At 57.9% G+C, this 26,221-nt stretch carries 17 protein-coding genes; 7 read left to right on the top strand and 10 right to left on the bottom strand.

The genetic code is table 11. From position 1 onward, the window contains the following. Nucleotides 1-114: 114 nt before the first annotated feature. Together BST95_RS07090 and BST95_RS07085 are read left to right on the top strand one after the other, a co-directional pair. Nucleotides 115-1,860 (top strand): Vgb family protein, encoded by a 1,746-nt coding sequence (locus BST95_RS07090; RefSeq protein ID WP_084198688.1) that lies wholly within the window; start codon nucleotides 115-117, stop codon nucleotides 1,858-1,860. Beyond that, complete coding sequence (locus BST95_RS07085; RefSeq protein WP_240500275.1) at nucleotides 1,860-3,824, top strand: pyrroloquinoline quinone-dependent dehydrogenase; 1,965 nt, start codon at nucleotides 1,860-1,862, stop codon at nucleotides 3,822-3,824. Before BST95_RS07090 ends, BST95_RS07085 begins: the two co-directional genes overlap by 1 nt. Here the strand turns inward: BST95_RS07085 and BST95_RS20390 are convergent. Continuing rightward, complete coding sequence (locus BST95_RS20390) at nucleotides 3,769-4,119, bottom strand: hypothetical protein (protein ID WP_240500274.1); 351 nt, start codon at nucleotides 4,117-4,119, stop codon at nucleotides 3,769-3,771. The genes BST95_RS07085 and BST95_RS20390 overlap by 56 nt on opposite strands. Nucleotides 4,120-4,256: 137 nt before the next feature. On the opposite strand from BST95_RS20390, the gene BST95_RS07080 reads away from it, so the two are divergent. Continuing rightward, on the top strand, nucleotides 4,257-5,708 hold the full coding sequence (locus tag BST95_RS07080) for an outer membrane protein assembly factor BamB family protein (RefSeq protein WP_240500273.1): 1,452 nt from the start codon (nucleotides 4,257-4,259) through the stop codon (nucleotides 5,706-5,708). Between the two features lie 8 nt (nucleotides 5,709-5,716). Here the strand turns inward: BST95_RS07080 and BST95_RS07075 are convergent, their stop codons facing one another. Next, nucleotides 5,717-7,075, bottom strand: a complete 1,359-nt coding sequence (locus tag BST95_RS07075) for a mechanosensitive ion channel family protein (RefSeq protein ID WP_084198687.1) — start codon at nucleotides 7,073-7,075, stop codon at nucleotides 5,717-5,719. Between the two features lie 85 nt (nucleotides 7,076-7,160). On the opposite strand from BST95_RS07075, the gene BST95_RS07070 reads away from it, so the two are divergent. Together BST95_RS07070 and BST95_RS07065 are read left to right on the top strand one after the other, a co-directional pair. Further along, the gene (locus tag BST95_RS07070; protein WP_229801705.1) at nucleotides 7,161-7,853 is read left to right on the top strand and encodes a DNA-3-methyladenine glycosylase I; all 693 of its coding nucleotides are present in this window, start codon (nucleotides 7,161-7,163) and stop codon (nucleotides 7,851-7,853) included. Continuing rightward, a complete protein-coding gene (locus tag BST95_RS07065; RefSeq protein WP_084198686.1) occupies nucleotides 7,854-9,446 on the top strand; it encodes a S1C family serine protease in 1,593 nt (530 codons plus the stop codon). A 55-nt stretch (nucleotides 9,447-9,501) separates the two neighbouring features. On the opposite strand, the gene BST95_RS20385 is transcribed toward BST95_RS07065, so the two are convergent. Continuing rightward, nucleotides 9,502-9,987, bottom strand: a complete 486-nt coding sequence (locus BST95_RS20385; protein ID WP_240500272.1) for an OmpA family protein — start codon at nucleotides 9,985-9,987, stop codon at nucleotides 9,502-9,504. Continuing rightward, nucleotides 9,945-11,396: a TolC family outer membrane protein gene (locus BST95_RS07060; RefSeq protein WP_240500271.1), complete on the bottom strand. Its 1,452-nt coding sequence runs from the start codon at nucleotides 11,394-11,396 to the stop codon at nucleotides 9,945-9,947. Before BST95_RS07060 ends, BST95_RS20385 begins: the two co-directional genes overlap by 43 nt. A gap of 329 nt (nucleotides 11,397-11,725) precedes the next feature. On the opposite strand from BST95_RS07060, the gene BST95_RS07055 reads away from it, so the two are divergent. Next, the gene (locus BST95_RS07055) at nucleotides 11,726-12,394 is read left to right on the top strand and encodes a transglutaminase-like cysteine peptidase (protein ID WP_084198685.1); all 669 of its coding nucleotides are present in this window, start codon (nucleotides 11,726-11,728) and stop codon (nucleotides 12,392-12,394) included. Nucleotides 12,395-12,419: 25 nt separating this feature from the next. Next, nucleotides 12,420-14,339 carry an EAL domain-containing protein gene (locus BST95_RS07050; protein WP_084198684.1) on the top strand — a complete coding sequence of 640 codons (1,920 nt, stop codon included), beginning with the start codon at nucleotides 12,420-12,422 and terminating at the stop codon, nucleotides 14,337-14,339. A gap of 7 nt (nucleotides 14,340-14,346) precedes the next feature. Here BST95_RS07050 and BST95_RS07045 read toward each other — a convergent pair whose 3' ends face one another. The 6 genes from BST95_RS07045 to BST95_RS07020 all read right to left on the bottom strand — a co-directional run bounded on the left by BST95_RS07045 (nucleotide 14,347) and on the right by BST95_RS07020 (nucleotide 25,779). Then, nucleotides 14,347-14,661 carry a hypothetical protein gene (locus BST95_RS07045; protein ID WP_084198683.1) on the bottom strand — a complete coding sequence of 105 codons (315 nt, stop codon included), beginning with the start codon at nucleotides 14,659-14,661 and terminating at the stop codon, nucleotides 14,347-14,349. After that, entirely contained in the window at nucleotides 14,661-20,567 is a 5,907-nt protein-coding gene (locus BST95_RS07040; RefSeq protein WP_084198682.1) for an Ig-like domain-containing protein, read from the bottom strand. Before BST95_RS07040 ends, BST95_RS07045 begins: the two co-directional genes overlap by 1 nt. Nucleotides 20,568-20,588: 21 nt before the next feature. Continuing rightward, nucleotides 20,589-21,377, bottom strand: a complete 789-nt coding sequence (locus BST95_RS07035; RefSeq protein ID WP_084198681.1) for a retention module-containing protein — start codon at nucleotides 21,375-21,377, stop codon at nucleotides 20,589-20,591. Between the two features lie 246 nt (nucleotides 21,378-21,623). Further along, nucleotides 21,624-22,256, bottom strand: coding sequence for a response regulator transcription factor (locus BST95_RS07030; RefSeq protein WP_084198680.1), 633 nt, complete (start codon nucleotides 22,254-22,256; stop codon nucleotides 21,624-21,626). Continuing rightward, nucleotides 22,253-23,659 (bottom strand): HlyD family type I secretion periplasmic adaptor subunit, encoded by a 1,407-nt coding sequence (locus tag BST95_RS07025; RefSeq protein WP_084198679.1) that lies wholly within the window; start codon nucleotides 23,657-23,659, stop codon nucleotides 22,253-22,255. The genes BST95_RS07030 and BST95_RS07025 overlap by 4 nt, the downstream gene beginning before the upstream one ends. After that, nucleotides 23,656-25,779, bottom strand: coding sequence for a type I secretion system permease/ATPase (locus BST95_RS07020; RefSeq protein WP_084198678.1), 2,124 nt, complete (start codon nucleotides 25,777-25,779; stop codon nucleotides 23,656-23,658). Before BST95_RS07020 ends, BST95_RS07025 begins: the two co-directional genes overlap by 4 nt. Between the last annotated feature and the right edge of the window lie 442 nt (nucleotides 25,780-26,221).

Below are 26,221 nucleotides of genomic sequence, written 5' to 3'. Positions count from 1 at the left end.
AACGCCTTCATCGGCAGCCGTTGGCGCGCATTGCCATAGGCCCTGGCACCTGAGGGCAATGGCAATTCAGCTGTGCTCTGCCACAATAAAGGTTCTATCTGGAAGGACTACTCGATGCGCTCCCTATTGCCTATCGCCCTGCTGCTGTGCTCGGCCGCCGCCCACGCGGATTCACTGCTCGTCACCGACGCCCAGGGCCAGCCTCTTGCCCAGGCCATGGTCACCCGCACCCCGCTGGAAGTGCCCGTCGCGGACCTCAGCGATGATGGCTACACACCCGACGGCACCAGCAACACAGCCGCGGTTACCGTCACCCGATTTAGCGATGCTGAAGGCCAGGTCGATATTTTCCAGGACGGTAAATTCAGCTATCGTGTGCGGGCCCAGGGTTATCGCGATGCCTACCTGGACGCACCAACCGCCACAGTGGCACTGGCGCCCATGAGCGACGAGGAGCACTATGCCAGTTACCCGTCGAATGTATGGTTGTCACAGCTGACCTTCGGCGGCGATCAGGAACTCAAGCAGGTGTTTCAGCTCAACTGTGCCTTCTGTCACCAACAGGCCTCACCTTTTATGCGCAATGAGCGCACCGTAGAACAGTGGCTAAGCGTAATCCAGCGCATGAATACCTATGGTGCCCGTCTGCCCACCGATGACCAGCTGCCCATTGCCGAAATGATGCAGTCTGAATACCGCGAACTGCGTGAAAACCCGGACCAGGTGCCCCTGCCGCGCCGCTGGGAGAGCCACCTGGCAGACATAGAGATGACCGAGTGGCCCATCGGTGATGGATTCTCCCAGATGCATGATTTTCTGCTTCACCCCAATGGCTATGTCTACGTGGGCGACAACCTGTTCGACCGGATTTACGAGATCGACACCGACACCGGTGAATACACCGTATACAAAGTACCTCACTACGAAGACGCCCGCCTCGGCGGCATTCTGGGCAACCGCTTCGAAGTGTTCCCGAAAATGCACAACTATATGGGGGTCCACTCGTTCGCTGTATCACCCTCGGACGGCAATATCTTTATCACGCCCTCCATGCAGCAGGCGCTGCTGGAGTTTGATGTCACCAAAAAGGAATTCATCATTCACGACATGCCAGGCGGCCTGTATCCCCACACTATTCGCACCGATGCCAATGACGATGTGTGGTTTACCCTGGCACTATCCTCCCAGGTCGCAAAGTTTGATCGCGACACCCGCGAGTTCACGCTTTACGACCTCCCCGCTCGCAGTGTCAAAGAATGGCTGATGTTCAAGGCATTGCCGTTACTGTTCAGCATTGACCCGGAAGATCGCCCCCTGCCCTCACCCGACCGTGAGTCCACAGGACTGCCCATGCCCTATGGGATTGATGTCGCTCCGGACGGTGGTATCTGGGTTGCGCGGCTGTACGCGAATGATCTCGCCCACATTGACCCAGACAGCGGCGAAGTCACGATGATTGATTTCCCCTACGAGGGACCGCGCAGACTGCGGGCCGACGCCGAGGGCAATCTGTGGATTGTGGCGTTCCAGAATTCATTGCTCGTGAAGTACGACCCGCGCAAGCAGGAATTCACCGACTACGAGCTTCCGGTTGTCAACGAACTCCCCTATGCGCTTAACGTCGATCGCAAACGCGACGTCGTATGGGTTAACGGCAACCAGTCTGACACCATTCTCGGTTTCCATATCGCCAGCGAAAGCTGGAAGGTCTATCCCATGCCGCGCCAGCGCTTCTTTACGCGCGATATTGAAGTGTCTGAAGAAGATGGGGCGATCTACACCAGCAATTCCCACTTCCCCACCTGGCAGACAGAAGGTGCCGTGCCTACCCTGCTGCGCATCACACCGCTGGCAGACTAATGCGCCGCACCGGTCTCGCGACAGCCCTGGTGTGCGCCGCCTTCGCGGCGCAGGCCGACGAGTGGCGCCACTATGGAGGCGACCCGGGCGGACAGCACTTCTCGACCGCCGACCAGATCACTCGCGAGAACGTCGCCGATCTGGACGTGGCGTGGATGTTCCGCAGCGGCGACCAACAGCGCCGCGCGGCGCTCATGCCCCAGACCTCCGCTCAGTCCACACCCCTGTTGCTGCCTGCGGCTGCTGGTGAATCCCTGGTGTACTGCACCCAGTTCAATGAAATCATTGCCCTGGACCCAGGCACGGGCGAACCTCGCTGGCGCTTTGACCCGGACATCGATACCAGCGGAGAGCGACCCTTCCGCTGCCGCGGCGTTGCGTACTACGAAGAGCCGCGCCTCACAGAGCAGCAAACCTGTCGCCATCGCCTGTTTACCAATACGCACGATCGGCGCCTGATCGCGGTCGATGCTCTAACAGGCAAACGCTGTACAGACTTCGGCAACAACGGCGAAGTGACTCAGTTTGGCCGCGAGCGCGGCGCCGACCAGGTCAGCAATTCTTCGGCGCCGGTCGTTGCGGCGGGCGTTGTCGTCAGTGGATCAACCGTTATCGATTTCCACTACGCCGAATCGCCCCGGGGGCAGGTCCAGGCCTTTGACAGCCTCACCGGCGAGCGCCTGTGGGGGTTTGACCCACTCGAAGGCCACAGTGGCAGCGGCAGTGCCAATGTCTGGGCCCCCATGTCGATCGATGCATCCCTGGGCCTGGTATATCTGCCCACCAGCGCCCCCTCGCCGGACTACTACGGCGGCAACCGGCCCGGCGACAATCGCTACGCCAACAGTATTGTCGCGCTGGATATCACCACCGGTGAGGTGCGCTGGCATTTCCAGCATGTGCGTCACGATTTATGGGACTACGACACCCCGGCCCAGCCCATTCTCTTCGAGTGGCAAAAGCACGGCGAACAGATTCCGGCGCTTGCCCAGCCCACCAAACAGGGCTTCGTATTCGTACTCGATCGCCGCACCGGCAAAAGCCTCTGGGAAATCACCGAACAGCCGGTACCGCCTTCGCAAATACCCGGCGAACACACCGCACCCACCCAGCCGAAACCCATTGCCCCGCCACCCCTGCTGGACCCGTTCCTTATGCCCGAACAGGCCTGGGGTCTGACCCCCTGGGACAAGGCAGACTGCGCCCGGCAATTGTCGGCACTGGATAACCTGGGTTTGTTCACGCCACTCAGTGAGAAATTGACCCTCATGCTCCCGGGCAGCCTCGGCGGCGCCAACTGGGGCGGCGGCGCCATTTTGCAAGACAGCGGTATTTTGCTGGTCAACGTCAACACCACACCGTTTAGCGGCCGCCTGGTCCCCCGCGCAGAAGCGAGGGGCGAGTCCACCAGTGACCATCCTGCCGCTGGTGCACGCATGCGCGTCCCTATGCGTGGCACACCCTACGATGTGGAAGTAGGCGCACTGGTATCGCCGCTGGGCATTCCTTGCAGCCCGCCACCGTGGGGCAAGCTGGTGGCCGTAGACCTTGTTGCCGGCAAGACCTTGTGGGAGAAACCGCTGGGCTCTGTACACGATATGGCACCTTTCCCAGTGCCCTTTCACCTGGACTGGGGCACACCCAACCTGGGCGGCGGCATTGCCACCGCCGGGGGCTTGTTTTTCATCGGTGCCACCATGGATCGCCAGTTTCGCGCTTTCGATACCACCACCGGGGAAGTGCTATGGCGCCATCAACTGCCCGTGGATGCGACGGCAACGCCCATGACCTATACCTATCGCGGCCGCCAGTACGTGGTCATTAACGCGGGGGCCACGCTATGTTCAGTCGGCCCCAGAGCGACTATCTCATTGCTTTTGCCCTGGAGCGCCCGTGAAAAAACTACTGCTACTGCTGGTGGCGCTGCCCGCGGCAGCCGCGATCTGGTTCTTCAGTGCCGATAAGCCGCTGAAAACAATTGAAGGTCTTGCCATTCAGCATGCGGACAAACTGCCCTTGGCCTTTTTTGGCGAGCGCTTGTTTAACGAGCACTGCGCCAGCTGTCACGACAACCCGCAAATGCACGCCCCTACGCGCGAGGCCCTCGCAGGCTATTCCCTGGATTCGGTGATGGTCGCCATGAAGTTCGGCAAGATGCAGCCCATGGCCGCCCATCTTGCTGACATAGAGCGCGGGCTGATCGCCATCTACCTCAGTGGCGCAGAGAGTGACGATTTCAACTGGATGGCCCAGCAGCAATGCGATACGCCAGACACCTCTTCGCCCACATTGTTTGTAAGCAACTGGGGCCAGGGGGACGGCAACAGGCGCTTCGTTGACCCGGCCGCACCAATATTCATCGCGACAACGTGGGATCGCTGCAATTGGCCTGGGCCATGGCGTTTCCCAAAGTCACAGATATGCGTTCCCAGCCAGCTGTGGTCGGTGACACGCTGTATTTTGGCGACAAGACAGGACGGCTCTACGCCATTGATCGCAAGCGTGGCTGTGTTCACGCCCATACTAAAGTCGCCAGTGGCATTCGCTCGGCAATCACCGTCGTTCCGGGAGATTCAGCGCCGGTACTGGTCTTCGCAGATTCAATGGCAGTGGTTTATGCCGTGGACAGCCAATCCCTGGACATTCGCTGGCGCGCGGATATGCGCCTGTTCAGCACCTCGACCATTACCGGCTCAATCAGTCATCACGACAATCGTTTGTATGTGCCGATCTCATCGTACGAAGTTGCGGCAGCCGGCAACCCCAATCATGTTTGCTGCGAATCACACGGCGGCGTGGTGGCCCTGGACCTCGCCAATGGCGATCGCCTGTGGGAGTGGCATGCCACCGCGGACGCTATCTTGCAGGGCCAAACCAGTGACGGTAAGCCCCTACTGGGCCCGTCCGGCGCCTCCGTCTGGAGCACACCTACCATCGATGCCGCCCGCAACCGCTTATATATCGGCACCGGCGAAAACCTGTCCCACCCCGCCACCGCGACCTCCGATGCGGTAATTGCGCTCGATCTCGATACCGGTGAGACAGTGTGGCATTTCCAGGCAACCGCAGACGATGTCTGGAACGCGGCCTGTTTGAACGACGGTACCAATTGCCCAGAAAATGCCGGCGGCGATTTCGATATCGGGGCCTCGATCGTCCACGCCAAACTCGATGACGGCAGCGAGCTATTACTGGTGGGCCAAAAGTCAGGAGATGCCATGGCGCTCGACATGAATGGCGAACTGCTGTGGAAAACCCGGGTGAGCAATGCCGCCCTGGGGCCGGACCTTCATCAGACCACTACCAACGGTGGAATCCACTGGGGGATGGCACTCGCCGGGGAGCGCCTGCTGGTGCCCGCCGCCGATCCGGAACGCACGCGACCGGGCTACGACCCACGCCCCGGGATTCACGCCCTTGATGTACGCAGTGGCGAGGTACTCTGGTTTCAGGGGGTGGAACGCGGCTGCTATCTTGCGGACGAAGATAAGCCGTTGGTGGGACTGCAGAATATGCGTACCGGCAAGCATCGGCCGCTGGAGGATCAGTACAACTGCTCGTTCTACTATGGCCTCTCATCAGCAGCGACCGCTACCGAGGATCTGGTGTTCAGTGGTGGGCTCAACGGCGTGTTACGCGCCTATGCCATTGAAGACGGCGAGGTGCTCTGGGAATACGCTACCGCGACGCCCGTTACCACCGTCAACGGCGTAACAGGTCATGGAGGAGCAATTGATGTTGACGGCCAACTGCTCGCGGGAGACTGGCTGTACGTGCAGTCAGGCTATGCCATGTTCGGTCAACTGCCTGGCAACGTGCTGTACGCGTTCAAGCTCTCGGCGGACTGAATTGCCGATCAGGCCTTCTCCTCTTTCGTTTCGCTCTCACCGTCCTCGTCATCGCGCGGCAACACTTCCGGCACATTCACCGGGTTGCCATCGCGCACGGCGCGATAATGAGGCGAGGTAATCTCCACGTTGTGGCCGTGGAACTCATCGAGAATATTGGCATGTAATGCTGAGTAGATCCTGGGCAACTCTTCCGGCTTGCGGGTCCAGCCATTCACTTCATAAGCCACATAATTGTCTTCCAGCGACACTTGCAGCACAAATGGCGGCGGCGATTCAGCAATACCATCGGTCTTTTCCGCCGCCGCGATCAGCAAACGATTGACGACCTGCCAGGGCACATCGTAGCCAATCGTAATCCCCGTGTGCACCAGCAGACCTCGCTGCCCCATATTTTTGCTGTAGTTAATGATGTTGTTGTTCAACACCATGGAGTTGGGGATCGACACAATCACGTTTTTGAGGGTCTGGATGCGGGTGACAAACATGCTCCGCTCCACCACCCGGCCACGGGTCTCCGCTACGTCGACCTGGTCACCTATTTGGAAAGCGCGGGTATAGGTCAATACCACGCCAGCAATGATGTTGGCCACGGCGGTGGTCGAACCCAGCGATACCAACACACCGACGAAAATCGAGATTCCCTGAAATGCCGGCGAACTGGAACCTGGCAGATAAGGAAAAATAATCACTGCCGTCAACGCGTATATCAATAGCTTGATAATGCCAAAACTGGTGTCGGCCCACTCGGGATAGAAGTTCTTCAGGTAGATTCTGCGAGTGCGAATACCATCGAAGACCATTGACAGAGTGCGGATAACGAAGCGGGCCACCATGATGATGAGCACAATCGTAATCAGGTTTGGGAGGTAACTGACAAACCCCTGCCATATAAATGACACAATCTGGTAGAAGCCATTGATCATCCGCGCTGCCAAACGCAGGGTCCAGCCTGACGTCATCAATAATCCGTTGATGGCCGCGAGAATAAATACCAGCGACACGAACCGTCCAATCCACTGGGTAAAACTGATCCGAAACGCTTTCATATCTTCGGCGGACAGTAAGTCCTGTGCCTGCCATCGCAGTGCCTTGTAGCGATCATCCGGTAGCGCTTCCATGCGCCCCACTCGGCGCTTGAAATGAAAGCGAGTAATTAACAGCAGTAACAGCGAGATACCGACAATGGACGCGCCAATAACCAAACGCATCAGTGGCGCCTGAGCATCCATCTGGTCAAACATTTGCAAAATGAACAGGGTTTCCTCGTCAATAGCCGCTGGGGTTATCAGGGGCTTTTCGACGACCAGTGCGGCGGCTTCCACCGCCTGGTTCGGATCAGCGGCTACGGGATCTGTATCGGACATGACGGAACTCTTATGCTGTTATCACTGTCAGCATAGCAGGGCTTGGCAATACTGACACCTCGATGGCTGTACCCGGGGGAAGGCTTTGTTCTACACTGCGGGCATGGAGAAATTTACCGCAATTTACGCCCGTGCCTGCGAACGCAAAGGCGGTGAACGCGCTCTCGCGCGGCTCATGCCCGCTGTGAAATCCAGCCGCGTCCTGAGCGCCAGAAAAAATGATCGCTGGTTGGCGGAGATGACCCGCTGTGTGTTTCAGGCCGGCTTCGTCTGGCGTGTGGTCGACAACAAATGGGATGAATTTGAAGAGGTGTTTTTCAACTTCCCACCCGACCGCATTCTTATGCTAAGCCCCGACCAGATCGACCGTATCAGCCAGAATCCGAAGATCATTCGCAACCGCCAGAAAGTGCTGAGCGTGCAACATAACGCCCAGTACATTCTCGATGTCAGCAAAGAGCACGGCAGCTTTGGCAAAATGGTCAGCCGCTGGCCCAGCGATGATCTGATCGGTTTATTTGCCCATCTGAAGAGAGGCGGCAGCCGGCTCGGTGGCATGAGCGGCCAACGTGTGCTGCGCAATATGGGTAAGGACACGTTTGTCCTCACCGGCGACGTGGTCTGCTGTCTGCGCCGCGCCGGACTCGATATCAAACCAAACCCCACTACCCAGCGTGAACTCAAACTCATTCAGGGGGCGTTCAATGAGTGGCACGCGCAAAGTGAACTCCCCTACAGCCATATCAGTCGCATTTGCGCATGCTCGCTGGATGACTGAATGACTCGACGCAACCTAAAGCGCATTCGCCCATGGCTTCGCGCGACGGGCCTGGCGCTCGGGATCGCCACACTACAGGCCTGCTCTTCGTCAACCACGGTAGACCACACGGGTTCTAGTGCGCTGCGCAATCTCGACAGCGGCTGGTGCCCAGGCTCGATCGTGAACAGCCAGGGCAAAGACGCCCGCGGTAAAACCCGTTACCAGCGATCACTATCGGCCGGGGAGCTGGCCAATCTGCGCCAGCGCGAACTGCGCAACTGCCAACAAGCCCTAGACCGCGGCGACACCCAGGCACTGGCGACGCTGGTGGATTACTACGACATCATCGGCCAGGAGGCCGAACTGGTGAACATACTGGAACAGTATGCACTGACCGGCACCGACAGCCAACGCCTGGGCCAGGCGGGCACCTACCTGTACCGCGCTTACTCTGAAGGCTCCGCAGCCGTGCCGCGTGATCCCACCAAGGCTTTCAACTATCTCGGCCTGGCGGTGAACAATGGCGCCCGGGCGCTGGAAATCAACTATGCCCGAGCGCTGACGGCGCGCAGCTTGTACACAGACGCACACAAACGCTTCAGCGCCATACTCGCATCGCCGGCGGGCTGGTCGAGCCTTGACCGCTGCGAAGCCCACCTTGGCCTCGCCTATCTGGAGTTTGGTCTGGCGCCCGCGATGGAAAACTGGAACACCGCCTACTACCACTGGCGCGACGGCATGGCGTTAGCCAAAGGAAAGGAGTGGGCGTCCTGTAGTGCCGATAATTTCACCAGCCCGCACTACAGCTACGAGTCGCGGCGCAAAGCGTTTGTTGAAGCCCGACTGCCTAGGATGAGTGCTGCCCAGAAACAGATTGTCGATGAAGCACGCCGCGATGCTGCCAAGGGTCTGACGTTTGTCGCCGCCCTGAATTTCCGGGCACCACACGTCGCCGCCAGTAACGCCCGCCCGGCCGCCACGTTCAACAGCGCCGGACCGACACAGCCGGCGGTTGCGGGTAGCTGGCGCCCGCTGCAGGCAGATATCTGCCGCTTGCAGAGTATTCCCTACGCCCAGCCCTGGACTACCGTGTTTGAAAACAACAGCCAATCGGTCTGGACCGTGGACTCTCGCGGTAGCGCCGGTCGCTCCACCGGCACGGCGATTGCTGTATCACCGCGCACCCTGGTCACCAACTGCCATCTGTTGAGTAACCCGCGGCAAATCAAGCTGCGAAGAATTGGCACCGAACTGTCTGCCAGCCTCGTTGCTGTAGACACGGCCGGCGACCGCTGCGTGTTACAGACCGCACAAACCCTTCCCAGTTACGTGCAGTACGCCCGCGCCCATGACAACGTCCGCATTGGTGAGGAAGTAGCCGCCATCGGCAATCCTCGCGGCCTGGAGACATCGCTGTCCCGGGGTATTGTGGGCCAGAAAAGGGCCCGTAGGGGTTTGCGCCTGATCCAGACCGATGCGGCGATCTCTTCAGGCTCCTCGGGCGGAGGCCTTTTTGATCAGACGGGAAACCTGGTAGGTATCACGACTTTTTCGGTCAGCGAGGGCCAGAGCCTCAACTTTGCCATTGCCATTGAAGAGTTCTGCCGCTAACGCTGCGCATGAAAAAAGGGCGCCACATGGCGCCCCTTTTCTCACCAGAATGCGATTACTGGGCGATATCCATCACCAGTTCAACGCGACGGTTCTGAGCCCGACCTGAATCAGTGTCGTTACCTGCCAACGGCATGCTTTCACCGCGGCCGATAGCCACCAACTGATCAGCTGGAATGCCGTGCGACTGAATCAGCAGATCCCGCACGGCGTTGGCGCGACTTTCTGAGAGCCACTGGTTGTACTGATCGTCGCCCACACTATCGGTATGACCTTCAACCGTGGCACGCACACCAGGGTGCTCCTTGAGGACTGCGGCAGCATTGGCCATCTCTGTATCGTAAGAGGAGGAGATACGTGACGAGTCGAACTCAAACTGCACATCCATGGTCAGCGACACCATATCGCCACCCACCGCTGTATAGCGGTCGCTACCTGCTGCGAGCCCAGCCAGAGCAGCGGCAGAGGCTGCAGCAGCAGCTGCATCGTTAGTGCCGTTCAGGCGGGCAAACAGCGCATCGCGATCCACAGACGCGGGCAAAGCCACCCCGGGGGACACAGCGCCTGAGCGTTTTCATCATCGGCGTCACGGGACAAGTCGAGGTCCAGCTCGGCGAGCTGTTCCGCATTCAGGCCATCCACATCCAATGAAGCCAACAACAGGCCCATGTTGGACAGCGTGCGCGCCTGGGCGGTACGCAGGTCAGTCAGGGCACTCATGTGGGCGCGCTGGGTGTCGAAATATTCGTTCTGCGAATCCAACAGATCCAGCAGCGTGCGCTGGCCGATATCGAACTGGTCGCGATAGGCGCGACGGGTTTTGTCCTGGGCAACACGGTTACGCTCCAGTAGCATCACCTGTTGTTCCAGGGCCTCGATATCGTTAAACGCAATGGTCACCTCCTGACGCACGTTTAAACAGGCCTGCTTCCGCTCCTCAATAGCCGCGTTATACAGGTTGTAGAACTCGCGCTTGCGCGCACTGTCGGCACCGCCGCGATAGAGGTTGTAGCTCACCACAACTTCAATGGCTTCCTCGTCGTAGCGCCCTTCCAGGCCATCGGTGTCGTGCTCCACCTCATTGCGATAGCGCAAATCAAGGCGCGGCATAAACGGCGCATTGGTGGCGTTCAGTGCTTCCTGTGCAGAGCGCAGGTTTTCGATGGCCGAGTTAATCACGGGGCTGCGCTGGTAGGCGAGATCCAGAGCGGTCTCCCGCATTTCGGGAATCTGGCCTGAAGGTACATCGGGTAGCTGCAGGTTCTCAGCCGGCATACCGTGCACAACACGGTGGAAGCGGGTGATCACGTCATGCAGGTTGGTAATCTCAGTCACCAGGTTGGACTCGGCCAGCGCCACACGCGCTGCGGCTTGATCGAGGTCTACACCCTGGCTGACGCCACCGCCGGTACGCTCGGCAATACGATCGTAGACCTGCTTGTGAACCACGTAGTTTTCTTCGGCGTACTTCACCAGTTGCTGGAACTGGACCGTGTCAAGGTAAGCCTCCGCAGCCTCCAGCGCCAACTCTTCCGATGCACGCTTGAAGTCATAGTAGCGGGACAGCTTGGCATAGCCCAAGCGCGCTACCTCATCGCGGGTGGCGAAACCGTCAAACAGCATCTGGGTAATGCTGAAGCGGGTGGCATCGCGAGAGTAGTCGTCGAAATCAATCAGCGGCGTTTCGCGCTCTTCCCGACCCCATTCGGAGTAAAGGTCAGCGCTGGGCAGATAGCCGCCGCGGGCACCGCGCTGGGCCTCGCGGGTCGCTTCGAAGTTATACCACTCGGCATTCACCCTGGGGCTTAAGGTCACACCCTGGGTAATTGCGGTTTTAAAGTCAGAGACAATGTCGTCAGATGGCGCACTCGTGGTCTGCGCGGTTGCGCCAAGGGCTGTAGCGGACACAGCCAGAGCCAGCGAGATTCGCTTGAATGGGAGATATTTCATTGTACCAATCCTTGTGATCCCAAATAGATTATCACCGCGGCCGACACCGCAGTGCTTTTATTGCTTTCAGGCACAACGTCCTGCCGTGCCGATTTCCTTCCCTGCTCGCCTACCGAGTGTAGGCTATCGCTTAATTTTTGCTGTACACGGCGCTCTTTGCAATAACACGCGATATCACGTGATTACAGAGCTAGAAAAGTTAGTTTCAGAACGCAGTGAACCCTAGAAAGTAGTCTATTATTCTTTGCACGCCAGCTTTAGAGCGGTTTTTTGAATAAAAATTATCCAACTGCGCCGAATTGCAGCGAAAAAGCTGCCTACTGGGAGCCATGCCTACATACCGACTGATCTGCTCATTGCTTCTGGCCTGCGCCTGTCTGGGCTCGCTCGTCTGGGCACAGGTTGACTATGCGAAGCTGCGCTCGGTTGCCATGAACCGCTACGGCCAGGAGACGGTGAATCTGGTAGACGAGTGGCGTGCGTCTATTGATGCTATGGCCGCGCAGGACGAACTGGCGCAACTCAAAAGCGCCAACGACTTCATCAATCGCCGCATACGCTGGGTGCAGGACCCGGAAGCCTGGGGGCAGAAAGACTACTGGGCAACGCCGCTGGAAACCATGTCCAAGCGCATGGGCGACTGCGAAGACTTCGCTATTTTCAAATACACCACGCTGATACTCGCCGGCGTCGACGTCAATAAACTCAGGATCACCTACGTTAAAGCCCAGACAGGCGGACCCAACAGCCAGATTCATCTAGCCCACATGGTATTGGCCTACTACGCAACTCCCACATCGGAGCCCCTGATTCTGGACAACCTGATCGGCGACATTTACCCCGCCAGCAAACGCACCGACCTGACCCCGGTGTACGGATTCAACAGCAAAGGACTTTGGGTGGGTGGGGCTGCCGCCCCTGCTACGACTAACCCGGGCGCCAAGCTTTCCCGCTGGCGCGATCTGCTACAACGCGCCGCCGCCGAAGGCCTGGGCTAGCGAAAACCAATAAGGAAGAAAGACGATGTCACTACGAACAAAACTCTGGCTGGCCATCATCGCACTGTTACTGGCGGTGTTCAGCGGCAGCTTCCTGGTTTCCATGCTTTCGGCCAAGTCCTACCTGGAGCAGCAGATCAGCATGAAAAACGCCGATAACGCGGCAGCGCTAGCCCTGTCGCTCACGCAGCAAGGCGCCGACGAAGTGCTATTGGAACTCACCTTGTCCGCTCAGTTCGACACGGGCTTTTATGAGTTGATCGAACTGCTCTCTCCAGAGGGCGAGGTATTAATCCGGCGCCACGACACCCAGTCGGCCAGCGAAGCGCCGGCGTGGTTCGTCAATGCCTTCCCGCTCAACATTGACGACGGTGCCGCAGTCATCCAGTCCGGCTGGTCTCAGGTGGGCACACTGAATCTGCGCAGCCACTCGCGCTTTGCATACGACCAATTGTGGCAAAGCACCCAGATACTGGCGCTGATTTTTGTGCTGTTCATGCTGGTGTCTTGCCTGATCGGCGGACGTATTCTGCAGCACATCCTCAAGCCCCTGGACGATGTTGTAGATCAGGCCCAGGCCATTGGCGAGCGTCGATTTATTCGCATCCCGGAACCGAAGACCCTGGAGTTCAAGCAGGTCGTTAGTGCAATGAACGACTTGTCGGGGCGGATTAAAGGCGTACTCGAGCAAGAAGCAGAGCGACTTCAGAAATATCAACAGGCCGCCAATTTCGATAAGGTCACTGGCCTGAGTAACCGCGAACCCTTTCTCAAGGAAGTGGCTGCGGCGCTGGAAAGCGATGACGTTAACGCCACCGGCAGTGTAAGTCTGGTGCGTATTCGCCAGCTGGCCGAGCTCAACCAGCAATGGGGCCGCGCCACCATGGACAGTGTATTGCAGGATATTGGCGCAGCACTGCAGGACATCGTCGCCGGTCACAGTCGCTGGTCGGCCAGCCGGCTTAACGGTTCTGACTTTGCCTTACTGGCTCCCCGGGCCATCGACCCACAGGAAACGGCGGAGCTGGCACTGAATGCTATTGGCCAGAGCCTCGATGGCCGCGATGTGGGTACCGAGATTGAGCTGCCCACCGCCTGCACTATCTACGCCCATGGCGACACGATTAGCACGCTATTGACGCGTCTCGATAATGCGCTCCAAAAAAGTGAGGAACAAGGCGGCAGAACCATCAGCGTAACCGTGGAAAGCGATTCGCAGCTGCGGCCGGTGCGCCAGCAACTGGAAGACTGGCGCGCCATTCTTGAACAGGCCTTTGCACAAAAGAGTTTCAGCCTGGATTTTTACCCCGTGCTGGGTTTGCAGGGCCAGCTCATCCATAACGAAGCCCCCGTCAGGCTCTTGCAGAACGGCGAGCGTCTGTCCGCCGGCGTCTTCCTGCCCTGGGTGAATCGGCTTGAGGTCTCTCTGGAGCTCGACAAAACCCTGATTCAATTGGCCCTAGACGCACTCAACAATGGCAGCGAACCCATTGCCGCCAACCTGTCGGTCGCGGCAGTGGTTGAGCCCGGATTCCTGCCCTGGCTTGAGGAGACCCTCGCCGGCTCGCCGGAAGCCGCCCGCAAGCTGTGCCTCGAACTACCCGAGGCCATGGCCTTCCGCCACCTCGAGCGCTTCAAGCCCCTGTGCCACGGCGCCAAAGCGCACGGCGTGCAGATGGGTATAGAACATGTGGGCCACCAGCTGGCAGAGCTTGGCAAACTGAGCGACATAGGTCTTGATTACCTCAAAATCGACGCCAGCTTTGTACGCGACATCAATGACAACGCGGCCAATCAGACCTTGCTGAGAACGCTATGCACAGTGGGTCACTCGATTGGCGTCAGTGTGTATGCCGAGGGAGTGAACAATGAAGCAGAGTGGAAAATCCTGCAGGAACTCGGGGCCGATGGTGCTACCGGCCCCGGCATGAGAACCCCGGGGTAGTCAGAAATCAGTCGTCGCCAATCAGGTTGAGCCGCTCGCCAAGCTCGCTTCTCAGGCGCTGGCGGCGCATGATTTTGTCCTGCGCCGACTGCGGAAGCTCGGTAAAGAGGATAATCCCCTTGTCGATTAACAACTCGACAACGTCTTCCAGTACCCGCACGAAGTCCTTGTCGGTTTCGTCCAGCCCCCCCGTACTTACACCGATATTGCGAAACGCTGTCAGCTCCTCCGAACCCTCGGGCAATTCCTCATTGAAACCATCTTTCTGAACAAGACTGATGGCGACGACGGAACCGTCGTCGCCCCGCATCACAAACGGCATCAGTCGACGTTCAGCTGCTGATTGCTCAACAGCTCAGCGATGGCGGCCGCCGTATCATTGCCAAGGTCGACATTGAGCAGCGTGATGGTGGAGTCTACCTCGGCAGCATCGTAACCACTGCTGAAGCCGCTCGAGGCTATCTCGATCACGGTATTGGTACCGTCAGACGTGATGTTAAGATAGTTCTCCAGCGTGTCCTCCGACTCACCCTGCAACAGGTCGCTGAGATCAAGCGCATCCTGACCGTCCGCGCCGAAGTTGGAAACTTCATAGCTGGCAGAAGAGCCCGCATCGGCCAGATCAAACATGAACACGTCGTTGCCATCGGTTCCGATAAGTGGCACCTCGCCGGCAGCCAGCTCATTATCAGGTGTACCCACATCCTCCGCGGGATCGACCACACCAAGGTCCTGAGCGAATGCGGCGGGAGCTGCAAACGCTGCGGCGGCAACAGAGGCACCAGGTACCGTCACCACGTCAGACGTGAACTCGTTCTGAGCCGTATCGCCATTAGCAGCCTCGGTAGTTACTGCAGTGATCGTGACCGAGAAGTCAAAGGCCTCTTCGGTTTGCAGCATACGCAACTCGAAGACATCATCCAGGCTCTGACCGGGGTCAAGTGTCACCACCCACTGGTTATCGGCCGGTGCGCCGGTATCAGGCACTTCGTCACTGGACCCATCAAGCAGATTGGCAGCCACCTCCACCGGCGTATTAGTACCCTCTTCAAAAGTGTTCAGAGTAATGGTCACCGTCATGCTTTCACTGCCGTCCGCATCAGCGATACCGACGTCCAGATTCACACCGTAAACATAGGTATCCGGCGCGTCCGCCACAGCAACACCGTCAATCACGACCGACTCGGACTGCTGGGTGGTTTCTGCGCCAAAGACCACATAGGCCTGACCATTTTCGTTAAGCTGAATATCCAATGACGTAGTGTGCGAGAAGGCGAAGGAGTCGTTCTCGCCATTTTGGGGCGTACCGAAGCGGTAGTAGTCCACACCATCGATGGTTTCGATATCCGGAGTAGTATCGTTATCTTCGATTATATTCTGGTTGTAGAAGAAGAACGCCACCGGGTTACCTACAGCACCGTCCGGAATAGAGCTCTGACCGGGGTTAAACCCACCGCCAAAGGCACCATCCTCGGGATCGTAGACAATCATGCCCCAGTTATCATCGAAATAGGGCCCGTCACCGTCGTGGTTCCAACTACCGCTAATGTCCACTGAGGGATTAATCGTGATGACCTGGTTGGCGAATTCACCACCGAAGTCCAACGGCACGACCACGATATCGTTATAATCGAAGTTTGGTGTACCGTTGATGACATCGTCACCGACCTGATCACCCACCTCCTGGTTAATGAACACCTCAAGGTCATTACCCTCGATTGAGGGACTACCAAAGGCGATAGCCAACCCGGTCGGCACATCTGCCACTGGTTCCACTTCCACCTGGTGCGAATCGGAGGCTGTATCGCCATCGCTATCGGTTACCGTGGTTGTGAACGTAAACTCGAGGTTATCTGGATCGGTCTCGGCGGTATTGTCTACCGGCTTGAATTCCCAGCTGGCGTTACTGCCATCCCATTCAATCGTGAGTTCGCCGAGTTCCTCTCCGTTCTTGACAATCGTCGCCCACGTCGACGCAGACACACCTGCAGTCAATGCCAGGGCTGAGGGAGCAGCATCGATGAAGTTCGCATCGTCGAGACTGATACTGAGTGCAGAGCCCTGATCGGCACCTTCGACAATGTTGATGGCCGCGCCAATACTGACGTCACCGCTCTTGTCTTCGGGCACAACATCGGAATCGTCACGCACGTCGTATTCATCGGCTTCATCAATCTCAGCTGCAGGGCTGTCATCCTCAACAAATACCGACAGGGTGCTGCTCGTCTCGGCATCACCATCACTGACAACAACGCCCAGATCAAAGCTCAGATCTTCCTCTACAGTGGTATCTGTGTGGTCAAAAGGTGCCGACAACTCAACGCTGTAGCTACCTGCATCATTGAGCAGAGTAATAGTAATAACCGTTTCGCCATCTGCAATGCCGGTCACCACTTTTTCATCGGGGCTTAGCTCCCACTCAATCGCTTCACCACCTGAAGTCCAATCGGTATTCAGCGGCAGGGATGCGGCATCAAACGTGACCGTCAAAGCTTCACCGTCAGTATCGCCCAGAACTATCGTGCCGTTAGCGGTAACCTGGTTAGTTGTATCCTGGTCACCTTCACCATCCGGATCTGCGCCGGCCAGACCTTCTTCAGATACCCGAGCCTCTTCATCTTCAGCAGTGGGCGGATTGTTTTCAATTGTGATCCTCAGCATCGCCGTGCTGAGATCTCCATCACCATCGACAATGGTGTAGTAGAAGACGTCCTCACCGGTAGCATCTTCGTTGGCAGTGTAGGTATACGTGCCATCCGCATTCAGTTCCAGCGAGCCCTGGGCACCGGCGATAACACCGACACCGTTCTCAAGGTCTCCACTCACGTAGTCGGCCGCAGCCAGCACGCCAACAACACCTTCGATGCCATCGGCACCCGTAACATCGTTGGTAATGACATCACCATTGGTACTAGCGCCGGCATTTGTGCTGTCAGTGTCGTCCTGGGCATCTGCAACATCGTCAACAATCTGGATCACCAGATCATCGCTGTCGCTGTCGCCCTGCGGATCGGTCACGATTACAGCGAAGGTCTCGAAGATCGCATCCTCACCCGTTGCCGGGTGCGCTTCGTTCTCTTCCAGGGTGTAGCTGTAGCTCACCGTTGAACCGTCAAACCCGGTAATGGTCAACATGTTGCCCAGAGGCGTGACCGCACTGGCCGGGAAGCTCTGCACCACACCGCCAACAACAACCGCTATAACACCCACGGTCAGGTCCTCTACACCATCAGGCGAAGTGACGTTGAAATCACCTGTCACTGTGTTCGGATCGGTCGGCGTATCAGAGCCGTCCATATCCTCGCCATCCTGCTCCAGATCATCTTCATCTATGGTCGCGTCACCGCCTTCCTGCAGCGGCGTCAGATTAGAGATCATCGGATCGGAATTAATATCAATGGTCAGCATCGCCGTGCTGAGATCTCCATCACCATCGACAATGGTGTAGTAGAAGACGTCCTCACCGGTAGCATCTTCGTTGGCAGTGTAGGTATACGTGCCATCCGCATTCAGTTCCAGCGAGCCCTGGGCACCGGCGATAACACCGACACCGTTCTCAAGGTCTCCACTCACGTAGTCGGCCGCAGCCAGCACGCCAACAACACCTTCGATGCCATCGGCACCCGTAACATCGTTGGTAATGACATCACCATTGGTACTAGCGCCGGCATTTGTGCTGTCAGTGTCGTCCTGGGCATCTGCAACATCGTCAACAATCTGGATCACCAGATCATCGCTGTCGCTGTCGCCCTGCGGATCGGTCACGATTACAGCGAAGGTCTCGAAGATCGCATCCTCACCCGTTGCCGGGTGCGCTTCGTTCTCTTCCAGGGTGTAGCTGTAGCTCACCGTTGAACCGTCAAACCCGGTAATGGTCAACATGTTGCCCAGAGGCGTGACCGCACTGGCCGGGAAGCTCTGCACCACACCGCCAACAACAACCGCTATAACACCCACGGTCAGGTCCTCTACACCATCAGGCGAAGTGACGTTGAAATCACCTGTCACTGTGTTCGGATCGGTCGGCGTATCAGAGCCGTCCATATCCTCGCCATCCTGCTCCAGATCATCTTCATCTATGGTCGCGTCACCGCCTTCCTGCAGCGGCGTCAGATTCGAGATCATTGGATCGGAATTAATATCAATCGTCAGCATCGCCGTGCTGAGATCACCATCACCATCGACAATGGTGTAGTAGAAAACATCCTCACCGGTAGCATCTTCGTTGGCAGTGTAGGTATACGTGCCATCCGCATTCAGTTCCAGCGAGCCCTGGGCACCGGCGATAACACCGACACCGTTCTCAAGGTCTCCACTCACGTAGTCGGCCGCAGCCAGCACGCCAACAACACCTTCGATGCCATCGGCACCCGTAACATCGTTGGTAATGACATCACCATTGGTACTAGCGCCGGCATTTGTGCTGTCAGTGTCGTCCTGGGCATCTGCAACATCGTCAACAATCTGGATCACCAGATCATCGCTGTCGCTGTCGCCCTGCGGATCGGTCACGATTACAGCGAAGGTCTCGAAGATCGCATCCTCACCCGTTGCCGGGTGCGCTTCGTTCTCTTCCAGGGTGTAGCTGTAGCTCACCGTTGAACCGTCAAACCCGGTAATGGTCAACATGTTGCCCAGAGGCGTGACCGCACTGGCCGGGAAGCTCTGCACCACACCGCCAACAACAACCGCTATAACACCCACGGTCAGGTCCTCTACACCATCAGGCGAAGTGACGTTGAAATCACCTGTCACTGTGTTCGGATCGGTCGGCGTATCAGAGCCGTCCATATCCTCGCCATCCTGCTCCAGATCATCTTCATCTATGGTCGCGTCACCGCCTTCCTGCAGCGGCGTCAGATTCGAGATCATTGGATCGGAATTAATATCAATGGTCAGCATCGCCGTGCTGAGATCACCATCACCATCGACAATGGTGTAGTAGAAGACATCCTCACCGGTAGCATCTTCGTTGGCAGTGTAGGTATACGTGCCATCCGCATTCAGTTCCAGCGAGCCCTGGGCACCGGCGATAACACCGACACCGTTCTCAAGGTCTCCACTCACGTAGTCGGCCGCAGCCAGCACGCCAACAACACCTTCGATGCCATCGGCACCCGTAACATCGTTGGTAATGACATCACCATTGGTACTAGCGCCGGCATTTGTGCTGTCAGTGTCGTCCTGGGCGTCTGCAACATCGTCAACAATGTTGATCGATACGGTGCCAGTATCAAAACCGCCATTACCATCGGATACCGTGTACTCGAAACTCTCTGCACCAAACTCAGTCTGAGTCCCATTGTCCGCATCCGGATTGGTATCGAAGCGAGAATTCAGCGTATAGACGTAAGAACCATCAGCATTGATTTCCAACGTGCCATAGGTACCCACCTGCACACCGGGAACGAAGCTGAGTGCATCGCCGTTGGGATCAGTGGCATCCAACTGTCCGGAGACAGTCTCTGAGTTGCTGCCTGGATTGCTGCCGCTGGCAAGCGCGGCCTCATCCACCGTAATGGTTTCAGTTTCAGTCACAGGGGGATCATTCGGCGTATCAGGCACCTCGTTATCACGAATAGTGACCCTACCCTGCGGATCCTCGATCTCTGCGTTAGTGGGGTTACTCAGGTCAATGAACATATTCTCGGAGGCTTCATCCTCCGCGTCATCGAGTGTCACCACATTAATGACAAGCTCGGTTTCACCCGGTGCAAACGTTAACGTACCGGACGTACCCAGGTAGTCGCCATTGACTTCAATCGCAGTACCGTCGGCACTGACAAAGTCCACGGTGACTTCTTCCTCGACAGCACGGGACAGGCTCACAACCAGCTGGGCGGTGTCGCCCTCAACAACTACGTCATCGCCAATCGTAATGGTGGGATCTTCGTAAACATCGACGATTTCCACAACGCCTTCACCATCGGCGATGGTGGCGTTCACCGGGTCGCTGAGGTTGACGTTGAAGAACTCAGAGCCTTCGCGAATGTTGTCTTCATTGGTGGACACCAGAATCACCAGCTCGGTGACACCGGGCGCGAAAGTAATGGTGCCTGTCTCGGGGTCGTAGTCGCCGCCGATGACTGTCGCGGTGTCGTCTTCGGTTTCGAAGGCCACGGAAATCGGTTCATCCCAGGGCTTGTCGATGGACACGACCACCTGGGCGGTACCACCTTCGATCACCACGTCATCGCCAACGCTGATTTCCGGCAGTGCCTCCACCACCGGGGTTCAACCACCGGGGGTTCAACCACGGGGGCTCAACAGGGGGCGGCGGGGCGGATCCGCGGGGGGATTCACCTCAACAGTGACCACCGCGGTATCACCCTGGGTGCCATCGGGATTGGTCGCTGTATAGGTAAAGGTGTCTGTGCCGCTAAATCCTTCGTTGGGAATATAGGTCACTGTGTCGTCGTCATTGAGAATCGCAACACCGTTCTCTGGCTGGGAGATAGAGATAACGTCCTCACCCTCAGCGAAGATATCGTTGTTTTCTACCGAGATGACGACCGGCACACCGGCATCGGTGGAGGCCTCGTCATCAATCGCATCGACGGGTGTGCTGTCCTGCCCGGCCTCGGCCTCAGCTTCGTTGCCAGTGCTGCCGCCAATGCCATCAAATTCCGACGTGGACTCGGCAATACGGCCAAGACGGATAAAGCTGTGACCTTCGCCACTGGGGCCAGAAAGGCTGCTGGGGCCTGCGGCAGTTGCCTCGAGCACTTCGCCGAGGTCTTCGCCACTTTCCAGAGCGGCCAGCACGGCCTCTATCGTCTCGTCCTGAACAGCGCTCTCGTCGGGGCCGGGGGCCGTCTCAGCCACCAGGTCGGGGCTCAGCATCATCTCCGGTGCGTCGACAACCATCAGCGAGCCATCGGTGAGCGTCAGCTCCACCATGACTCCATCCGGGGTCACTACGGTTTCTCCTTCGAACAACGCATCGCCTATCGACAATTCGCGTAATTCACCCTCAGCGTTCCTTACATAGGCCTTGCCCGTTAAGCCGGCCACTACCGCAATTTGAGCCTCATCCATGATCGTACTACTCCGTGAATCGAATGTATTAGCGCGCCCGACCGACGCATCTCCATGCCGCCTAGCGTAAACCCGTACCGACAAGCGTAAATTGTACTTTTGTACATGTTAGCCCCGGACTCGAACCAAAATGTGAACCAGTTCACATAGTTACTCCCTCCAGCTGCGTGAGCGGGGGCCTTCCCAACCGTCGGAGAATTTCGCTAAGCAATTGATTTAAAGAAATTTTACCAGCCCCACCTACCCCTAATTGATGGTTGTATAGGTGGGGATATTATTCATCGCTAGAGCCAGCTGAACGCGGTCCCGGACTTCCATTTTTTCGAAAATAGCGGACAAATGTGCCTTCACCGTCCGCTCAGTGATATTGAGCGTCTGAGCGATCTCCCGATTACTGGCCCCATGGGCAACCTGCTCCGCCACCATGAGCTCCCGGGAGGTCAGTTCATTCAGTTCCGGCTCGCGGGGCGCCGTGCCAGGCACAACGCGCAGTGACAGTGCCAGGAAGCGCTGCATCAGCTCTGGCGGCATCCAGAAGCCGCCGTGCTCCACTACCAGCGCTATCTCGCGCAGTTGCTCCGGCGCCGCGCAAAAATGACAGTAACCCACCGCCCCCAGATTTAGAAATTCAAACGCCTCTGATTCCCCCGGGGCAGCAGACATCACCACCACCGGCCAGCCAAACTCCACCGCGGCCTGTACCTGCACCTTGCGGGCCTCGGGTGCCGCTGTTGCCAGGTCCAGCCAGATCACGCCCCGGGCGCGGGTGGTGGCTGCGCCGATCTCCGCAATGCTGGCCGCGCGCTTGGCGAGGGGAAAGGCCTGTCGCCAGCGCTGCCGAATCTCGCCCGCCGATGTCACAAATAAATGCTCCATCATCGCTCCGTCATGGCGTACTGGCGGGCGCGCAGCACCGGCTTCATCAGGTAAGACAGAATCGTTTTCTTACCTGTGAGAATATCGGCTTCCACTGTCATACCCGGGATGATTGGTTTGTCTTCAGCGATACCGGCTTCATGAGTGCGCACCAGAATCTCGTAGAAGGGATTGCCTTCTTCATCCATGACCGTATCCGCACCAATGTGCTCGACCACGCCGTCCAACCCACCATAGACCACAAAATCGTAGGCCGTGAACTTCACCAGTGCGGGCTGCCCGGGCACCAGGAAGGCGATATCCTTGGGGCGGATACGCACTTCCAGCAGCAGCGTATCGTCGGCGGGCACCACCTCTATGATTTCCTTACCCGCAAGCACCACACCGCCAATAGTGTGATAGTGCAGCTGTTTAACCGTACCGTTTACCGGCGAGCGCACTTCGGTTTGTTTTACCCGATCCGACAACCCCAGCCCTGCTTCGCGCAACGCATTCATGCGGGTAATCGTATCCGCGAGCTGCTCGCGAACCTCGTTCATAAACTCAAGCTCAACTTCCGCGACCTTGCTCTCGGCTTCCTGAATCGCAGACCGAATGCGGTTAATCTGGGCGGCGGCCTGCTTGCGCTCGCCGCTGAGCTGATTCACCTCGCGCTCCAGGCGCAGGATTTCCACCTTAGACACGGCTCCGGACGCTACCATGGGACGGGTGAGATTAAGCTCTCGCTCGGTAAGCTGAAGTGAACGGGCAGCCTGGCGCTCGCGAGCGGTGACTTCCACCAGTTCCTCGCGGCGCTGGGACAACTGCTCACCCGCCATGCCCTTCTCCAGCCCCAGTTCGGCGCGACTGGAGTCATACAACGCCTGCTCCTGGGCGACAATGCGCGGCACCGCGGCGGTCAGCGAAGGATCGGGCTGGAACTCGGTATCGTCGGCGACAGCACGCAACCGCCCAGCCTTCACGGCAAGCGCCTGATACTCGGCGCGGTTTTCCCGCAGAGACGATTGCGAGCGGGTCTGGTCGAGGCGCACCAGCAACTGGCCTTGCTCCACCGTATCGCCCTCGCGCACCAGAATTTCTGTGACCACGCCGCCGTCCTGGGACTGAATGACCTGGACCTGGCGCGAGGGAATCACTTTCCCCTGCCCGCGGGTAACCTCGTCGATCTCGGCAATCGACGCCCAGACAACCAGCGCGACAACAATCACTGCCACCACATACAGCAACGCGCGCGCCCGCAGTGGCTGCTGCTCGACATAGGCACGGTGTGCATCCTGCTCCCAACCTGCCGGGGCAGCCGCATCCTCCATCCAAGGCGCGAACAACTTGTCGACCAGACTCCGCCCTATACCTCGACGCGGAGCCCCCGCTTCCTGAGCGACGTTATTTTCCCGTTGCTCAGTCATTGGGCCTTCCCTATCTTGCCCTGCTTCAAGGCCTGCACCACATTATCTCGCGGCCCGTCTGCCACCAGCTTGCCGTTATCAATCACGATAATGCGATCCACCATTTCCAGCAGTGAATTGCGGTGGGTCACCACAAGCCAGGTCCGGCCTTCCACAAACTCCGCCAGCTTGCGCTTCACGGCCATTTCGGTGGAGTGATCCATGGAGCCTGTAGGTTCGTCCATTAACAGAATCGGCGATTCATTAATGACACCGCGCGCCAGTGCCACCGACTTGCGCTGCCCACCTGACAGTGAGTCACCGCGCTCACCGATCTGCATATCAAAACCCTGCGGATGTCGATTCACAAAATCGGCCAAGTTGGCGATCTCCACTGCGCGTACTATCGCGGCATCGGAGGCTTGCGGATTGGCCACCGTCAGGTTGTCCCGCAAACTGCCATAGAACAGGGTCACGTCCTGCGGCACATAGCCCACCCGTGAACGCAGCTCGGTCGGATCCAGCTGACGCAGGTCAATGCCGTCAATCATGATGGCGCCTGCGGTGGGCTGGTACAGCCCCATGGCAAGCTTCTGCAGCGTCGATTTACCGGAGCCTACCCGGCCCAGAATTGCCACGCGCTCCCCGGGGCTGATCTTGAACGACACGTTGCTGAGCGAATCCAGCTCTGCACCGGGATAGGCAAACGACACATTCTTGAATTCGATTTCGCCGCGAAACATTTCCCGGGACAGGAACTGCGCTCCCGGCGGACGCTCCACCGGCTGGTCCATCACCTCGTCTAGCGTTTTCAGGGCAATCTCGGCATTGTGGTATTGGGTAATCAGGCCCGCGGTCTGGCCAAAGGGCGCCATGATTCGTCCCGACAGCATCGTACAGGCAATCAGCCCGCCCATGCTCAGCTCACCGGCGGTAATGAGATAAACCCCGGTGACAATTACAAACATCGTCACCATCTGCTGCGCCCACTGGCTGACATTCATGGTCGAGGAGGACAACAGACGCAACTGCACGGCCACGTGCGCCAGGAATGAGGTGGTCTCCTCCCAGCGCCGCTGCATGCGGGATTCGGCGCCCATGGCCTTAATCGTATCCAGGCCGACCAGCGACTCGATCAAGGTTGAATTGCGCATGGCGCCGGCGCGATACGTCGTCTCGGCGAGTTCTTTGAGTTTGCCCTGCACCGACAGCGCAAAACCCAGTACCAACACCAGGCCAATCACAATGGGGATTAACACCGGCCAGGCAATCCAGGCGATAACGCCAATAAAAATCAGCGCAAAGGGTATGTCGATAATCGTGGTTACCGAGGCGGAGGTGATAAAATCGCGCAGGGTCTCGAACGAGCGCAGATTTACGGCATAGGACCCCACCGACACCGGGCGGTGCTCGAGCCGTATCCCCAACACTTTCTCCATAATCGTTGCCGACAATGTGATATCGACACGCCGACTGGCGAGATCGAGAAAGTAGCCGCGCATGGTACGCAACACAATATCGGCAATCATCACGATGACCACCCCCGCCGCCAGCATCCACAGGGTCTCAACAGCGTGGTTAGGCACGACCCTGTCATAGACATTCATCGTAAACAGCGGCAGCGCCAGGGCGAACATGTTGATAAAAAAGGCGGCCAACAATACATCGCGGTAAACAGGCATGTTGGCGCGCATGGCGTCCCAGAACCAGTGGCCGCGCTCAGAAGTCCCTGTGCGTGGCGCACGCTGATCAAATTTGAACCGCGGACGACACACAATCAACGTGCCGGTCGCCGAGGCAAGTAGCTCTTCCCGCGGTACGTCGACCACGGCCTCGTTCAACTCGGGATAGATAACGCGCGCGAAGGCACCGTCGTTTTTCCAGCCCATGAGCAGGCAGGCGCGTTCGTTTTTAAGCAGCAATACTGCTGGCAACAGGGCCGGCTCAATATCTTCCGGGGAGCGGTGCACCAGACGACTGGCAAGCCCTACCCTACTGGCTGCTCTCTCAAAGAGGCCGGGGCTCAATTTGCCTGCGTCTGCCGGCAGGCCGCCCATCACGGCTTCCGCCGTCGAGGCGTTGCCATGGCAGCGGCACAGCGCCAACAAGCACTGCAACAGCGGGTCGTCCACGTGGTTCATTCCTTGATATCCACTCTGATACAGCCGGCTTACGCGATTTTTTTATTGGCCGTATGGGGGCCTTGCGTATAACCGACTGAAACTAAACACGTTATCCAGCCGAAAAAGCATAGGCCAGAAGAAGGGTTCTGACTATGGACTGAATGCGCTGTAATTCACATTTCGCTCGATTACAGGCAGCTTTCTGTACATTTTTTAGGCTGATCGCCACTTAAAATGTGACACTCATCACACTTTTTTGGCGATGTGTCCGAAACGCGCGCTCAGAGCAGGTCTGTACTGAGCTCGGAAAAAACAAAAATGGGGCTATCTGACATGGGTGACAAGGCAGTTTTTGAAGCCAGGGACCTGTCCGCACCGTTTAGCGGCAGCGATGGGCAGGAACGGAAATACGTAGGCGAGGAACGCCGGCATCAAACAATACGCTAGGGTGAAGATCGCA

The organism is Halioglobus japonicus, from assembly GCF_001983995.1.
Classification (GTDB): Bacteria; Pseudomonadota; Gammaproteobacteria; order Pseudomonadales; family Halieaceae; genus Halioglobus; species Halioglobus japonicus.
This window is presented reverse-complemented; position numbering and strand designations above follow the sequence as displayed.

What these genes read in the sequence shown, in the direction of transcription:
- BST95_RS07025 (WP_084198679.1), bottom strand. Translation starts at nt 23,659, where the DNA reads ATGACTGAGCAACGGGAAAATAACGTCGCTCAGGAAGCGGGGGCTCCG.
- BST95_RS07030 (WP_084198680.1), bottom strand. Translation starts at nt 22,256, where the DNA reads ATGATGGAGCATTTATTTGTGACATCGGCGGGCGAGATTCGGCAGCGC.
- BST95_RS07090 (WP_084198688.1), top strand. Translation starts at nt 115, where the DNA reads ATGCGCTCCCTATTGCCTATCGCCCTGCTGCTGTGCTCGGCCGCCGCC.
- BST95_RS07055 (WP_084198685.1), top strand. Translation starts at nt 11,726, where the DNA reads ATGCCTACATACCGACTGATCTGCTCATTGCTTCTGGCCTGCGCCTGT.
- BST95_RS07075 (WP_084198687.1), bottom strand. Translation starts at nt 7,075, where the DNA reads ATGTCCGATACAGATCCCGTAGCCGCTGATCCGAACCAGGCGGTGGAA.
- BST95_RS07035 (WP_084198681.1), bottom strand. Translation starts at nt 21,377, where the DNA reads ATGGATGAGGCTCAAATTGCGGTAGTGGCCGGCTTAACGGGCAAGGCC.
- BST95_RS07060 (WP_240500271.1), bottom strand. Translation starts at nt 11,396, where the DNA reads ATGAAATATCTCCCATTCAAGCGAATCTCGCTGGCTCTGGCTGTGTCC.
- BST95_RS07050 (WP_084198684.1), top strand. Translation starts at nt 12,420, where the DNA reads ATGTCACTACGAACAAAACTCTGGCTGGCCATCATCGCACTGTTACTG.
- BST95_RS07065 (WP_084198686.1), top strand. Translation starts at nt 7,854, where the DNA reads ATGACTCGACGCAACCTAAAGCGCATTCGCCCATGGCTTCGCGCGACG.
- BST95_RS07020 (WP_084198678.1), bottom strand. Translation starts at nt 25,779, where the DNA reads ATGAACCACGTGGACGACCCGCTGTTGCAGTGCTTGTTGGCGCTGTGC.
- BST95_RS07045 (WP_084198683.1), bottom strand. Translation starts at nt 14,661, where the DNA reads ATGCCGTTTGTGATGCGGGGCGACGACGGTTCCGTCGTCGCCATCAGT.
- BST95_RS07080 (WP_240500273.1), top strand. Translation starts at nt 4,257, where the DNA reads ATGGCGTTTCCCAAAGTCACAGATATGCGTTCCCAGCCAGCTGTGGTC.
- BST95_RS07085 (WP_240500275.1), top strand. Translation starts at nt 1,860, where the DNA reads ATGCGCCGCACCGGTCTCGCGACAGCCCTGGTGTGCGCCGCCTTCGCG.